We start from the raw sequence: 12,959 nt of genomic DNA, 5'->3' as shown, positions 1-12,959 counted from the left end.
CGACCCGGCGGGCCGAGGGGCGACGAGCGCAGGAGGCGGCGTCAGCCCCGCAGGAACACCCACCAGATCATCAGCATCGTCACGACGAACCCGCTGACGAAGTTGAGCGCCAAGAAGCGCCGCCACCCGCGATTGACCTCTTCGGCCCGGTCGTCGGTCACGTTCCACCACGGGGCGCAGCTGATCGCGTAGGGGAGGGTCAGCAGGGCCGCCAGCGGGCCCGGCCATTCGGTGAAGGTCAGCAGCACGCCGGCCAGCAGGTAGGCCACCACCGAGAGGCGCACCGTCGCGCGGGCCCCGATCTCGGTCGCGATCGACGAGATGCCGCCCTCGCGGTCGGCCAGCACGTCCTGCACGGCACCGAACGCGTGACTCGCGACGCCCCAGAGGAAGAACGCGCCCAGCAGCGCCCACAGCTGGGGCGTGAAGGTCGCCCCGGCCAGCACGAGACCGTAGATGGCGGGGCTCACGAAGTGCGTGCTCGAGGTGATCGAGTCGACGAAGGGGCGCTCCTTGAAGCGCAGGCCGGGAGCCGAGTAGGCGATCACGGCGAAGACGCTGACGGCCAGCACGAACCAGCTCAGCGGGTCGCCCACCGCGACGAGGAACACGAGGAACGGGACGTTCGTGATGACGGCGGCGCGCAGCGTCGTGCGGTGCAGGCTGCGGTCGAGCAGCGCGCCCTCGACGCCGCCCTTGCGCGGGTTGTGCAGGTCGCTCTCGTAGTCGAAGACGTCGTTGATGCCGTACATCGCGAGGTTGTAGGGGATCAGGAAATAGAGGGCGCCGACGATCAGCACGAGCCAGTCCACCGGGCCGAGCGCGTTCTCGGCTGCGGAGAAGATGACGGCCTCCGTGCCGTCGGGCGTCACGTCGACCCGGGACAGCGGCTGGTACGAGCCGAGGTACCCGGTCGTCGTCGGCGCGAGCAGCGACGTCAGCACGTACGCCGCCGCGAACGGGAACGCCGTGTTGATCCAGCTCAGGGGCCGGGACGAGACGAACAGGGCCTTGAGCGTGTTCACGAGCGCGCCTCCTTCACGGGCGTCGACCCGCCGGCCGCCGGCGCAGCGGGCGCCCGGGGCGTCTTCGGTCCGCCGAGGAGCACCCACACCGACGGCAACAGGACGAGCGCCGCGATCGAGTAGGCGAAGTCCTCGAGCGGGGCGATGCCGACGAACACGCCGCTGATGCGGGCGGCGTCGTAACCGACCAGCCCGATGCCGATCATGACGTTGTCGAACACGGCGGTCATCACGAGCAGCACCCCGGTCGCGAGACCCGCCCCCAGCAGCCGTTCGCGCCGCCGCCGCGACGTCCCGGCCGGGGACGAGGAGGCGCGCGCGGCCCGGCCCCGCACCCCTGCGGCCCCCCGCGCCAACACCCCGAGGACGGCGACGATCGACAGGAACACCGCGTTGACGGCCCAGTAGGTCACGACGGCACGCCGTCCACCGGGCGACCGGCGCGGCTCGCGTCACGCCGGTCGAGCACGACCGACGCCGCCATCCGGGCTCCGGCCAGCAGGTTCATCGTCAGGTAGCAGAGCAGCGCCAGGAAGAAGACCTCTTCGAGCGGCAGCTCGGTCGCCACGAGGACGCCGGTCATGAACGAGGTCTCGCCGCGGAAGAAGATGCCGAGGTCGATGCCGACGACGTCCCAGATCAGGAAGAACACGACGCCGACCAGCAGCGTCACCGCCGCCCGGGGCACGTCGCGCCAGAAGAACAGCTGGAACCTGCGGTCGAGCATCACCATGCCGAACAACGAGACGAGCAACGCCGCGAGGTACAGGAACCCCATCAGCCGGCGGCGGGCTCGGACGGCGTCGACCGGGCCGCCGACGGCTCGGGGAGCGGCTCGGTGCTCGTGTCGCCGCGCAGGTTCTTCAGCAGCACCTCGGCGCTGATCAGGCACATCGGCAGGCCGATGCCCGGGCGGACCGAACCGCCGGCGTAGAACAGCGAGTCGACGCGGGTCGAGACGTTGCCGGTGCGGAACAGGGCGCTCTGGGCGAGCGTGTGTGCGGGCCCGAGCATGCTGCCGCTCCAGGCGTTGACGTCGTCGACGAAGTCGCGCGGACCACGGGTGCGCCGCACGACGACGCGGTCGGCGAGGTCGGGCACGTGCGCCCACTCGGCGATCTGGGCGATGACGCCGTCGGCGAGGCGCTCGATCATCGGGTCGCCGTCACCGTCGACGTCGCCCGAGCCCAGCGCCGGGTCGGCGGGCAGCGGCACGAGGACGAAGAGGTTCGTGTGACCGGCCGGGGCCGTCGACGGATCGACCGTGCTCGGTTTGCAGACGTACAGCGACGGCGGGTCGGGGATGCGCTTGTCGGCACCGAAGATGCGCTCGAAGTTCTCGTGCCAGTCGCGGGCGAAGAGCAGCGTGTGGTGCTCGAGCTCGGGGATCTCGCCCTCGACGCCCAGGTAGAGCAGCAGGGCGCTCGGCCCGGGGTTCTTCCTCGCCCAGTACGACGAATCGTAGGTGCGCAGCTCGCGCGGCAGCAACTGCGTCTCGGTGTGGTGCAGGTCGGCCGCGCTGACCACGAGGTCGGCGTCGACGCGGTGCGTCGCGCCCTCGGCGTCGGTCCAGTCGACCCCTGTCGCCTCGGCGGTCGCCTTCGAGCCACGCGGCAGGGCCGCGCCCTCGGCCCCGAGCGGCTGCGTGACGATCCGCGTGACGGCCGCGCCGGTCACGACGGTCACCCCGGCCTCGACGGCCACGTCGCGGATCGCCTCGATCACCGAGATCAGGCCGCCCTGCGGGTACAGCACGCCGTCGTCGAGGTCGAGCGTGCTCATCAGGTGGTACATGCTCGGGGTGTCGAACGGCGACGAGCCGAGGAAGACCGCGGGGTACCCCAGGATCTGACGGAGGCGCGGGTCGGTCACCGTGCGGGACGCGTACGAGTCGAGGCTCGTCAGAAGCAGCCGCGCCAGCTTGGGCAGGCGCACCAGCACGTCGCCGCGCAGCAGAGGCGTGAGGCTGCCGAAGCTCGTGTAGAGGAACCGTCGTTTGGCGATGTCGTAGGTGTCGCGGGCCGAGCGCAGGTACCGGCGCATGCGCTCGCCGCTGCCGGGTTCGACGCGGTCGAAGAGCTCGACGTTCTCCTCGAGACCGCGCGGCACGTCGATCGGGGCGCTGGCCGCGGGGTCGTCGGGCGTCGGCTCGAACAGCACCCGGTAGCCCGGGTCGAGCTCGACGAGGTCGAGGCGCTCGGCCGCCGACGTGCCCATCAGGCGGAAGAAGTGGTCGAAGACCTCGGGCATGAGGTACCAGCTCGGGCCGAGGTCGAAGCGGAAGCCCTCGTGGCTCCACGACCCGGCGCGGCCACCGACCTCGTCGTTCTTCTCGAGCAGGGTGACCTCGTGACCTTCGCGGGCCAGCAGTGCAGCCGAGGCCAGGCCGCTGATGCCGCCGCCGATCACGACGACGCGGCGACCGTGGCGGGTGACGCTGAGGCCGTGCGACTCGTCGGGCGCACCGGTGCCGGCGCCCGTGGCCCCGCGGTCGACCGTGTCGCGGCTCATGCGCGGGCCTCGGGCAGACGCGTGACGCGGCCGGCCGCGGCCCCCGCGGCGATGCGGACCTTGACCGGGTTCGGCACGCGCACGCGCGCCCTGACGAGCGAGGCGGCGGGGGTCGCCTCGAGACGCCGGTTCAGCTCGGCGAACAGGCCGTGGGCCAGCGCCACCGCCCGACGCGAGGTCGTCGGCAGCACGGGGATGATCTCGCCGCTCACGCGGAGGTCGTCGTCGATGTCTCGCACCAGTCTCGTCTTCGTCTGCTCGTCGAACGTGGTCACGTCGACCCCGGGGAAGTAGCTGCGGCCGAGCTGCTCGAAGTCGGCCGCGAGGTCACGCAGGAAGTTCACCTTCTGGAAGGCGGCGCCCAGGCGGCGGGCCCCCTCTTCGAGCTCGGCGACCGTGCTCGGCGGGAAGGGATGCCCCTGCAGGAACGCCTTGAGGCACATCAGGCCGACGACCTCGGCCGAGCCGTACACGTACGCGTCGAACGAGGCCTGGTCGTGCTCGCGGGCGCTGAGGTCGGCCCGCATCGAGGCGAAGAAGGGTGCCGTCAACTCGGCACCGAAACCGGTGGCGCGGGCGGTGCGGGCGAAGGCGTGCACGACCAGGTTCGGGCTGAAGCCCTCGACCAGGGCCCGCTCGGTCTCGGCCTCGAAGCCGTCGAGCAACCGGCCCGCCGCCTCGGCGCCCAGTCCGGCCTCGGTCGCGGGGCCGTCGACGATCTCGTCCGCGACGCGGACGAGCGCGTACACGTTCTCGACGTGCTGCCGCACCTCGCCGCCCAGCAGGCGCGAGGCCAGGCCGAAGGACGTCGAGTAGCGGCGGATCACGCCGCCCGCGGTCGCGTCGGCCACGGAGTCGTACAGCGACAGGCCCGTCATCGCACCCTCTCGAGGACGTCCTGGACGACAGGCGTCAGCGCCTCACGCAACGACTCGGGCACCTCGGGACGGTCGAGCACGTCCAGCGCGCGGCGGGCGTGCTGCTCGACGAGCCCCTCGGCGAAGGCGCGGGCGCCGCAGACCTCGAGGCGACCGCGGACGTGCTCGGCCTCGGCCTCGCTGAGGTCGGCCTTGCCGATGAACGGCTGGATCGTGAACCACTCGTCGGTGGTCGCCGCGTGGGCGACGAGCACCGTGCGCTTGCCCTCGCGCAGGTCGCCGCGTGTGGTCTTGCCGGTGGCCTCTTCGGTGCCGAAGACCCCGAGCAGGTCGTCGACCACCTGGTACGCGACCCCGACCTCGCGGCCGAAGTCGCCGACCGCCGTGACGACGGCTTCGCCCGCCCCGGCCAGGACCGCGCCCGCCTGCAGCGGCGCCTCGAACGAGTAGACGGCCGTCTTTGCGCGTTCCATCTCGAGGATCTCGTCGACGGTCGGCAGGTCGGCGGAGAGCGAGAACTCGACGTCGACCATCTCGCCACCCGCGCTGACGAAGATCGCCTCGTCGAGCAGGTCGAGCAGCCGCGTGCGGACGTGGTCGGCGCAGCCGATGCCCAGCAGCATGCGGCTGGCACCGGTCAGGGCGAGGTCGCCGGCGATGACGGCGGCCGACATGCCCCGGTGCTCGGCCGCGGGGGTCGGGATGCCGGCCGTCGTCGCGGTGTCGCGGTAGCTGCCCGAGACGTTGGGGATGCCGCGTCGCGAGAAGTCACGGTCGATCACGTCGTCGTGGACGATCAGGGCCGTGTGGAGCAGTTCGAAGGCCGCGCCGACGCGGGCCACGGCCTCGTCGTCGGCACCCCCGAGGGCGTCGTAGACCGTGAAGACCATGCGGGGCCGGAAGCGCTTGCCCCCGGCGCTGTTGCGCTCGAGCACCGACCACAGGTCGACGTAACGCCAGCCCACGGACTCGGCCCGGCGTTTGGCCAACGCGAAGAAGTCGTCGAGGACGGCGTCGACACGATCGTGTCTCGCCCGCGTGCCTGCGTGCAGGTGATCACCGTCCACCAGGGCAGACTACCTCTCATGACCCGTGAGATCTCGACGCATCCCCAGCCGACGTCCGGTGACCGCCCGGGCGCGCACGACGAGCTCGTGGTGCTGCTCGACGACGAGGGCACGCCCATCGGCACGACCGCGAAGGCGACCGTCCACACCGCCACGACGCCGTTGCACCTGGCCTTCAGCTGCCACGTCACCGACGATCTCGGCCGCGTCCTCGTCACCCGTCGCGCCCTGTCGAAGAAGACCTGGCCCGGCGTGTGGACCAATTCGTTCTGCGGCCACCCCGCCCCCGGCGAGACGCCGGCCGAGGCGCTGATGCGCCGCGCCCACCAGGAGCTCGGCATGGAGGTCCGCGACGTCGAGGTGATCCTGCCCGAGTTCCGGTACCTCGCCACCGACGCCTCGGGCGTGGTCGAGAACGAGATCTGCCCGGTCTTCACGGCCCGCGCCGTGGGCCTGCCCGACCCCTCGCCCGACGAGGTCGCCGAATGGGCCTGGGTCGAGCCCGCCGAGCTGCGCGACGCCGTCGCGGCTGCTCCGTTCGCCTTCTCGCCCTGGTTGGGCTGGCAGCTGGCCGCCTGGCCCGCCTGAGAGTGCCGGACCTTCGAAGCTAGCCCTCGCCGGGGGGTCTGACAAGCCCCTCGCGAGCGCCGTCGACCACTCGTATCGTGGCGGTCGAGGCACCGGATGCGACGTCCGGCCCGTGACGGGAGGCGACCGTGGATTCCAGTTACACGAGGGACGCGACGGCGTCCCCACTCGCGATCCACCCCTACCCCAAGCACCAGTCCCGGTCGGCCGGCGGCCGCGACCACCCCTCGCCGGCCCGGGAGGCGCGGGCCGCGTCCGACGACGCACGTCCCGTCCGCTACGAGGACTTCTTCGAGGACGACGAAGGCGCGAGCCGGTCCGCCTGACCCGGCCCGCGCCTCCTGCGCTCGTCGTGCTCGTCGCCGACTAGCGGGGACGCAGCGCGTACGCCGCGGGGCAGTCGAACGGGTCGCGGGCCGAGAGGCCGACGCGGTTGAGGTACCGGATGACGATCGCGTACGACTTGCCGATCGTGGTCTCGGTGTAGGGGATGCCGTGTTCGGCGCAGTGCGCCTTGACCAGGGCGCTGGCCGCACGCAGGTTCGGACGCGCCATGCTCGGGAAGAGGTGGTGCTCGATCTGGTAGTTCAGCCCGCCCATGAACGCGGTCGAGTGCCGACCCGTGATGTTGCGCGAGGTGAGGACCTGCTTGCTGAGGAAGTCGACCTTGGCCCCCTCGGGGATGATCGGCATGCCCTTGTGGTTCGGGGCGAACGACGACCCCATGTAGAGACCGAAGACGGCCATCTGCACGCCGACGAAGGCGAAGGCCATGCCGACCGGCAGGAACCAGAAGACGACGCCGAAGTAGGCGACCAGCCGCACAGCGATCAGCGTGATCTCGAGCGCCCGGCCCTCGATCTTGTCGCGACCGAGCAGCGTGCGGAACGACGTCACGTGCAGGTTGACGCCCTCGCCGAGCAGCAGCGGGAAGAAGAAGTAGCCCTGGCGGCGGGTGATGAAGCCGAGCACGCCGCGCTGCTTCGCCGCGTCCTCTTCGAGGAACGAGATCGTGTCGAACGCGATGTCGGGGTCTTTGCCCTTGGTGTTCGGGTTGGCGTGGTGGCGACTGTGCTTGGTCATCCACCACGCGTAGCTGATGCCGACGACACCGGCGGCCAGCACGCGACCGACCTTGTCGTTGCGCGTGCCCGACTCGAACACCTGGCGGTGCGCGGCCTCGTGCGTGAGGAAGGCGAACTGCGTGAGGATGATGCCCAGGGCACCGGCGATCAGCAGCTGGAACCAGCTCGAGCCCAGCAGGACGAAGCCGGTGGCCGCGCCGCCGAGGCAGGCGACGAGCACCACGAAGACCGTCACGTAGAAGCCGGTGCGACGCTGCAGCAGGCCTGCCTCACGAACGGACTTGAGCAGGCTCGAGTAGGTGCTGGTCGGCTTGCCGACCTGGCCGGCGACGGTGGGGCGGAACCCTGCGGGTGCCGCACCCGCCGGCGCGTGGACTATGCGCGGCTGCGTGGTTCGGGTGGTCGTGGGGACGGTGGCGGTCATCGGGCTCCCGCGGCTGGGCGACTTCCCAGCCGGGTGGATGGGCCGGAGGCGGCCCGCAGATGCTGCGAACGTAACGGCGCGGGCTGGGAAGGTGTCGAGAGATCGCCGACCGTGACACGCTTGCGTCTCGCCATATGTCACACGTAATCTATCGTAGGTGACAGCCGGTTTCGTCGAGCGACTCAGCGGGGTGGTGCACGACCTCGAGCAGGTGCCGTACCGGACGGGCGAACGCGACGCCCGCCAGGGCTACGGGCTCCGGGACTGCGCCCTCAGGGCCGCCGCGTCGGACGCACCGGCGCACGAGATCGAGATCTCGGGGCTCGAGGTGCTCGTCGAGATCTGGCCCGACGCCAAGGACGGCCACGGCTCGTGGATCACGGGCGGCACCGTCGTCGGCGCCGGGCCGCGGCCCGCGTCGGTCGTGACGGGCTACGTCGACCTGCTCTTCATGAGCACCGAGGGCGTCCGGCGCACGTACTACCGACTGCTCACCGTCGACGATCCCGACCCCGACGTCGCGACGGTCCGCCTGATCGAGTGCGTCAAAGAGGTCGGACGCGACTGGCGGTCCACCTGGGCCGACACGACGACCGCCTACACCCGGGTCAGTCGACTGCCGGCCGGCGTGCTGATCGCGACCGGGCTCGACACGACCGACGCGCTGGCCTCCACCCGACGCGCGATGGACGGCGTGCTCACCGGGTTGTCGCTCGAGTCCGAGGGGGTGCTCCGCGTGACGCCCTCCGGCATGGCGCGTCAGCTCACGACGCTCAAGGGCCGCGGCTGGCCGCTGACCTTCGGCACCGCCCGCCGCCTGGCGTTCAGGAGCGCGCGGTAAACTCGGCGGGTCCCCCACCCGTGAAAGAGGTCTCGTGACGCCTGCGCACCACGACTCCGGCGCGACCGCCCCCGTGGCGTCGTCCGACCCCTCGGACCGGGGCGTCGACCCGTCGCTCTCCGCGTACTGGCCCGTCCCCGTGCTGCGTGCCGTCCCCGCCCTCGCGGCCGCCGCGGCCATCACCTTCACCCCCGACCACTCACCTCAGGTCGGCCTGCTCGCCTTCGGCTCGGGGGCGGTCGTCGGCGGCGTCGTGCTCGCCGTGGGGTCGGCCCTGCGCCTGTCCGACCGCTCGAGCCGCACCATCGCCGTGCTGCAGGGCGTCGTCGGGGCCGTGATCGGGGCCCTCTGCCTCGTCTTCTCGCACGGGCAGCTGCCCGTGCTGGTCGCCTTCGTCACGGCCTGGGCCGTGCTGACGGGCGTCCTCGAACTGCTCACCGGCCTGCGCCGTCGTCGTCGTTCGCCGCTCGCCCGTGATTGGACGACCGTCGGCGTGCTGACCCTGGCACTGGCCCTGGTCTTCCTCGTCGTCCCGCCGGCCTACAGCCAGCAGCTCGGCGGCATCGAGCAGATCGAGGGCGAACTGACGTCCTCGACCGTGCTCGTCGGCCTCCTGGGCGCCTCCGGCGCCCTGGGCGGCGTGTTCCGCGCGATCGCCGGCCTCTCGCTCAAATGGCAGACCGGGCACCCGGCCGCTGCCGACACCCCCGACGACAAGGCCCGAACGTCATGACCCACCCCACCTGGCGCGACCGGTTCCGCCCCGCCGAGTTCCTCGGACTGTCGGGGGTCTTCGCCGCCTTCGTCGGCCTCGTCGTCCTCATGACGACGCGCGCCCTGCAACTCGCGCTGCTCTTCCTCTGCATCGGCTTCATCGTCGCGCTCGTCACCATCGCCATGCTCGCCCTCGCGGCCAAGCCCAACGACGACGAGCGACACGAGATCGACGACGCCGACAAGCCGCGCGGCCACTGACGCACGCCTGACCCCCGGTCGTGGCCTGCGGGCCGGGGCACGCTGGTGCGTGGGTCGTCCCGGCGGGCCGACCCGCGCCTCCCGGGCTCAGGCCAGGTGGTCGACCAGCTGCGACGCGATGCCCGTGTAGGTCGCCGGGGTCAGGGCCACGAGGCGCTGCTTCGCCTCGTCGGACACGTCGAGGCCCTCGACGAACGCGACCAGTTCGGCCTGCCCGACGCGCTTGCCACGGGTCAGCTCTTTGAGCATCGCGTACGGGTCGTCGATCGACGATCGTCCGGCGACGACCTCGGCGCGGATCACGGTCTGGATCGCCTCGCCGAGGACCTCCCAGTTGGAGTCGAGGTCGGACTCGAGCGTCACGGTGCCGACGGCGATCTCGCCGAGGCCGCGACGCAGGTTGTCGAGCGCGAGCATCGAGTGGCCGAAGGCGACCCCGATGTTGCGCTGGGCCGACGAGTCCGTGAGGTCGCGCTGCTGGCGGCTGGTGACCAGGGTCGAGGCCAGCGAGTCGAAGAGCGCCGACGAGATCTCGAGGTTCGCCTCGGCGTTCTCGAAGCGGATCGGGTTGATCTTGTGCGGCATGGTCGACGACCCGGTCGCCCCCGCCTGCGGGATCTGCGTGAAGTAGCCCATCGAGATGTACGACCACACGTCGGTGGCGAGGTTGTGCAGCACGCGGTTGGCGTGGGCGACGCGCGAGTAGAGCTCGGCCTGCCAGTCGTGCGACTCGATCTGCGTCGTCAGCGGGTTGAAGGTCAGCCCCAGGGCGTCCTCGACGAAGGCGCGGGCCGTCGCGGGCCAGTCCAGCCCGGGGTCGGCCACGACGTGGGCCGAGAACGTGCCGGTCGCCCCGCTGAACTTGCCGAGGAACTCGGTGCCGACGATCTGCGAGCGCAGGCGCTGGAGGCGGTGCGCGAAGACGGCGAACTCCTTTCCGACCGTGGTCGGCGTCGCCGGCTGCCCGTGGGTGTGCGCGAGCATCGGAACGTCGCGGGCATCGGTCGCCCAGGTGGTGAGGGCGGCGAGCACGGCGTCGAAGGCCGGCAGCCAGACGTCGAACAGGGCCGCCTTGACGGTGACGGCGTACGAGAGGTTGTTGATGTCCTCGCTGGTGCAGGCGAAGTGGGTGAGTTCGGCGATCCCGTCGAGCCCGAGCTCGGCCAGACGGGCCCGGACGAAGTACTCGACCGCCTTGACGTCGTGTCGGGTCGTCGCCTCGAGGCCGGCGAGCTCGTCGATCGCGGCCTGGCCGAAGTCGGTGACGACGGCCCGCAGGGCCCGCTTCTGCTCGTCGTCGAGCGGGGTCGAGCCGAACGCGCCGCGGTCGGTCTGGGCGATCAGCCACTCGACCTCGACGTGCACGCGGGCCCGGTTGAGCCCCGCCTCGCTGAGGTGGTCCCCCAGCGTGCCGACCGACGAACGGTAACGGCCGTCGAGCGGGCTGAGGGGCTGAGGAGGCAACGTCATGACTGTCCCTTGCGGAGTGCGGGTTCGATCTGGCGGAAGAGGGCCGAACAGGCGCGCTCGACCATGTCGAGCACCTCGTCGAAGAGGCCTGCGTCGGAGTAGTACGGGTCGGGGACGTCGAGACCGCCGCCCGCCGGCGCCGCGTCGGGAGCGAAGGTGAGCAGCAGCTGCACCTTCGAGCGGTCGGCGTCGTCGCCTGCCCAGGCCCGGAGGATGCGTTCTTGGCCGCGATCGAACGCCACCACGAGGTCGTAGCGCGCGAAGTCGTCGGCCTCGAACTGCTTCGCCCGGTGCCGCGAACCATCGTAGCCGCGGCGCTCGAGGGCCTGGACGGTGCGGGGATCGGCCCCTTCGCCGACGTGCCAGTCGCCGGTGCCCGCGCTGGTGACCTCGACCCGGTCACCGAGGCCGGCGTCGTCGGCGAGCGCGCGCAGCACGGTCTCGGCCATGGGCGAACGGCAGATGTTGCCGGTGCAGACGAAGCAGATGCGGAACCGGTTCACCGCTGACGGTCACCCCGCCCGACCACGGGGCGGACGACGACGCCGATGGCCCAGGCGAAGACGGCGAGCACGACGGCACCGATCACACCCCACCAGAAGCCGTCGATCGTCAGCCCGAAGCCGAACAGGCCCGAGATCCACGCCACGATCAGCAGCAGCAGGCCGTTCACGACCAGGGCGATCAAGCCGAGCGTCAGGATGTACAGGGGGAACGCCACGACCCGGATCGCCGTGCCGACGACACCGTTCACGACGCCGAAGACCAGGGCGAGCAGCAGGAAGGTCACGATCGTCTCGAGCGTGCCCCCGGCGCCGTAGGGCGTCACCGTCACCCCCGACACGAGCAGCGTGGTGAGCCAGAGGGCCACCGCGTTGATGAGCAACCTCACGACGAATCGGGTCATGCCCCCATCATGCCGACCTCTCGTCCACACGCGGTAGTGCCCGATCGGATTCCCCGAGGAGGCGCGGTGCCCTGACGCGACGCAGGCCCCGCCCCATAGGCTGGCCGCGTGACCACTCCCGTCCGACTCCGTCCCGAGATCGCCGCCCTGCCGCCCTACCGCCAGGGCAAGCAGGCGTCCCCCGACGCCTTCAAGCTGTCGTCGAACGAGAACCCGTTCGAGCCCCTCCCCTCGGTCGTCGAGGCCGTCCGCGGCGCCGTCTCGCTCAACCGCTACCCCGACGCCTCGGCGACGGCCCTGCGGACGGCCCTCGCCACGCGCTTCGGCGTCACCGTCGACGAGGTGCACGTCGGCGCGGGCTCGGTCTCCTTGCTGGCCCAGTTCGTGCTCGCCGCCGCCTCGGTCGGCGACGAGGTCGTCTACGCCTGGCGCTCGTTCGAGGCCTACCCGGGCCTCGTCACGGTGGCCGGCGCGACGAGCGTCCAGGTGCCGCTGCGGGCCGACGGGGGCCACGACCTCGAGGCCATGGCCGCGGCCGTCACCGACCGCACCCGGGTCGTCATCGTCTGCTCCCCCAACAACCCGACGGGCACCACGGTGTCGACGAGCGAGTTCGAGTCGTTCATGGCCGCGGTGCCCGACGACGTGCTCGTGCTGCTCGACGAGGCGTACGCCGAGTTCGTCACCGACAGCACGGCCGTCGACGGCGAGACCCTCACCGAGCTGCACCCGAACCTCGTCCTGCTGCGCACCTTCTCGAAGGCGTACGGGCTGGCCGCACTCCGCGTCGGGTACGCGATCGGCGCCTCCTACCTGCTCGACGCCGCGCGGGCCACGGCCATCCCCCTCGCCGTCACCGAGCAGGGCGCGGCCGCCGCCCTCGCCTCGCTCGACCAAGCCGACGAACTGCTCGGCCGGGTCGATCGCATCATCCTGCTGCGCGACCAGGTGCGACGTGCCCTGATCGACCAGGGGTGGACGGTCCCCGAGGCCCAGGGCAACTTCGTCTGGCTCGCGACGGGCGAGCACACGGCCGCCGCGGCCCAGGTATTCGCCGACCACGGGGTCGTCGTCCGGCCGTTCGCGGGCGAGGGCGTCCGCGTCACGATCGGCGAACCGTCGTCGGTCGACAAGCTGCTGCACGCCGCCCAGCAGATCGTCGACCTCACATCCCGGTGACGGCATATG

16 protein-coding genes are annotated in these 12,959 nt (G+C 71.5%); 6 read left to right on the top strand and 10 right to left on the bottom strand.

Features of this window, described 5'->3' with window-relative positions; genetic code table 11:
• Positions 1-41: 41 nt before the first annotated feature.
• Genes AEQ27_RS06470 through AEQ27_RS06445 form a run of 6 tightly spaced genes read right to left on the bottom strand, consistent with a single transcriptional unit; the run spans position 42 to position 5,481 of the window.
• Positions 42-1,025: a prenyltransferase gene (locus AEQ27_RS06470; RefSeq protein ID WP_054145901.1), complete on the bottom strand. Its 984-nt coding sequence runs from the start codon at positions 1,023-1,025 to the stop codon at positions 42-44.
• Positions 1,022-1,438 (bottom strand): lycopene cyclase domain-containing protein, encoded by a 417-nt coding sequence (locus AEQ27_RS06465; RefSeq protein ID WP_054145900.1) that lies wholly within the window; start codon positions 1,436-1,438, stop codon positions 1,022-1,024. The genes AEQ27_RS06470 and AEQ27_RS06465 overlap by 4 nt, the downstream gene beginning before the upstream one ends.
• Positions 1,435-1,803 (bottom strand): lycopene cyclase domain-containing protein, encoded by a 369-nt coding sequence (locus tag AEQ27_RS06460; protein ID WP_054145899.1) that lies wholly within the window; start codon positions 1,801-1,803, stop codon positions 1,435-1,437. The genes AEQ27_RS06465 and AEQ27_RS06460 overlap by 4 nt, the downstream gene beginning before the upstream one ends.
• A complete protein-coding gene (gene crtI / locus AEQ27_RS06455; protein WP_082383297.1) occupies positions 1,803-3,536 on the bottom strand; it encodes a phytoene desaturase family protein in 1,734 nt (577 codons plus the stop codon). Before crtI ends, AEQ27_RS06460 begins: the two co-directional genes overlap by 1 nt.
• Positions 3,533-4,414, bottom strand: coding sequence for a phytoene/squalene synthase family protein (locus AEQ27_RS06450; protein WP_054145898.1), 882 nt, complete (start codon positions 4,412-4,414; stop codon positions 3,533-3,535). The genes crtI and AEQ27_RS06450 overlap by 4 nt, the downstream gene beginning before the upstream one ends.
• On the bottom strand, positions 4,411-5,481 hold the full coding sequence (locus tag AEQ27_RS06445) for a polyprenyl synthetase family protein (RefSeq protein WP_082383296.1): 1,071 nt from the start codon (positions 5,479-5,481) through the stop codon (positions 4,411-4,413). The genes AEQ27_RS06450 and AEQ27_RS06445 overlap by 4 nt, the downstream gene beginning before the upstream one ends.
• An 18-nt stretch (positions 5,482-5,499) precedes the next feature.
• Here AEQ27_RS06445 and idi point away from each other — a divergent pair, with 18 nt between their 5' ends.
• Complete coding sequence (gene idi / locus AEQ27_RS06440) at positions 5,500-6,069, top strand: isopentenyl-diphosphate Delta-isomerase (protein ID WP_043594089.1); 570 nt, start codon at positions 5,500-5,502, stop codon at positions 6,067-6,069.
• A gap of 128 nt (positions 6,070-6,197) precedes the next feature.
• Positions 6,198-6,395 carry a hypothetical protein gene (locus AEQ27_RS06435; RefSeq protein ID WP_054145897.1) on the top strand — a complete coding sequence of 66 codons (198 nt, stop codon included), beginning with the start codon at positions 6,198-6,200 and terminating at the stop codon, positions 6,393-6,395.
• 40 nt (positions 6,396-6,435) lie between these two features.
• Here the strand turns inward: AEQ27_RS06435 and AEQ27_RS06430 are convergent, their stop codons facing one another.
• Positions 6,436-7,578 (bottom strand): acyl-CoA desaturase, encoded by a 1,143-nt coding sequence (locus tag AEQ27_RS06430; RefSeq protein ID WP_054145896.1) that lies wholly within the window; start codon positions 7,576-7,578, stop codon positions 6,436-6,438.
• A 157-nt stretch (positions 7,579-7,735) separates the two neighbouring features.
• Here AEQ27_RS06430 and AEQ27_RS06425 point away from each other — a divergent pair, with 157 nt between their 5' ends.
• From AEQ27_RS06425 to AEQ27_RS06415, 3 genes are read left to right on the top strand one after another with little or no spacing between them, the layout of a single operon-like run.
• Positions 7,736-8,419, top strand: coding sequence for a hypothetical protein (locus tag AEQ27_RS06425; RefSeq protein ID WP_152970210.1), 684 nt, complete (start codon positions 7,736-7,738; stop codon positions 8,417-8,419).
• Between the two features lie 34 nt (positions 8,420-8,453).
• Positions 8,454-9,152 (top strand): DUF308 domain-containing protein, encoded by a 699-nt coding sequence (locus AEQ27_RS06420; RefSeq protein ID WP_235450999.1) that lies wholly within the window; start codon positions 8,454-8,456, stop codon positions 9,150-9,152.
• Positions 9,149-9,394 (top strand): hypothetical protein, encoded by a 246-nt coding sequence (locus tag AEQ27_RS06415; RefSeq protein WP_054145894.1) that lies wholly within the window; start codon positions 9,149-9,151, stop codon positions 9,392-9,394. Before AEQ27_RS06420 ends, AEQ27_RS06415 begins: the two co-directional genes overlap by 4 nt.
• Positions 9,395-9,481: 87 nt before the next feature.
• Here the strand turns inward: AEQ27_RS06415 and purB are convergent, their stop codons facing one another.
• The 3 genes from purB to AEQ27_RS06400 are packed head-to-tail and all read right to left on the bottom strand — an operon-like array spanning position 9,482 to position 11,771.
• A complete protein-coding gene (purB, locus tag AEQ27_RS06410; RefSeq protein WP_054145893.1) occupies positions 9,482-10,864 on the bottom strand; it encodes an adenylosuccinate lyase in 1,383 nt (460 codons plus the stop codon).
• Positions 10,861-11,367 carry a low molecular weight protein-tyrosine-phosphatase gene (locus AEQ27_RS06405; protein ID WP_255349752.1) on the bottom strand — a complete coding sequence of 169 codons (507 nt, stop codon included), beginning with the start codon at positions 11,365-11,367 and terminating at the stop codon, positions 10,861-10,863. Before AEQ27_RS06405 ends, purB begins: the two co-directional genes overlap by 4 nt.
• Positions 11,364-11,771: a phage holin family protein gene (locus AEQ27_RS06400; protein ID WP_054145892.1), complete on the bottom strand. Its 408-nt coding sequence runs from the start codon at positions 11,769-11,771 to the stop codon at positions 11,364-11,366. Before AEQ27_RS06400 ends, AEQ27_RS06405 begins: the two co-directional genes overlap by 4 nt.
• 108 nt (positions 11,772-11,879) lie before the next feature.
• On the opposite strand from AEQ27_RS06400, the gene AEQ27_RS06395 reads away from it, so the two are divergent.
• Complete coding sequence (locus AEQ27_RS06395; RefSeq protein WP_054145891.1) at positions 11,880-12,950, top strand: histidinol-phosphate transaminase; 1,071 nt, start codon at positions 11,880-11,882, stop codon at positions 12,948-12,950.
• Positions 12,951-12,959 lie beyond the last annotated feature (9 nt).

It is taken from the genome of Frigoribacterium sp. RIT-PI-h (assembly GCF_001297205.1).
GTDB lineage: Bacteria > Actinomycetota > Actinomycetes > Actinomycetales > Microbacteriaceae > Frigoribacterium.
This window is presented reverse-complemented; position numbering and strand designations above follow the sequence as displayed.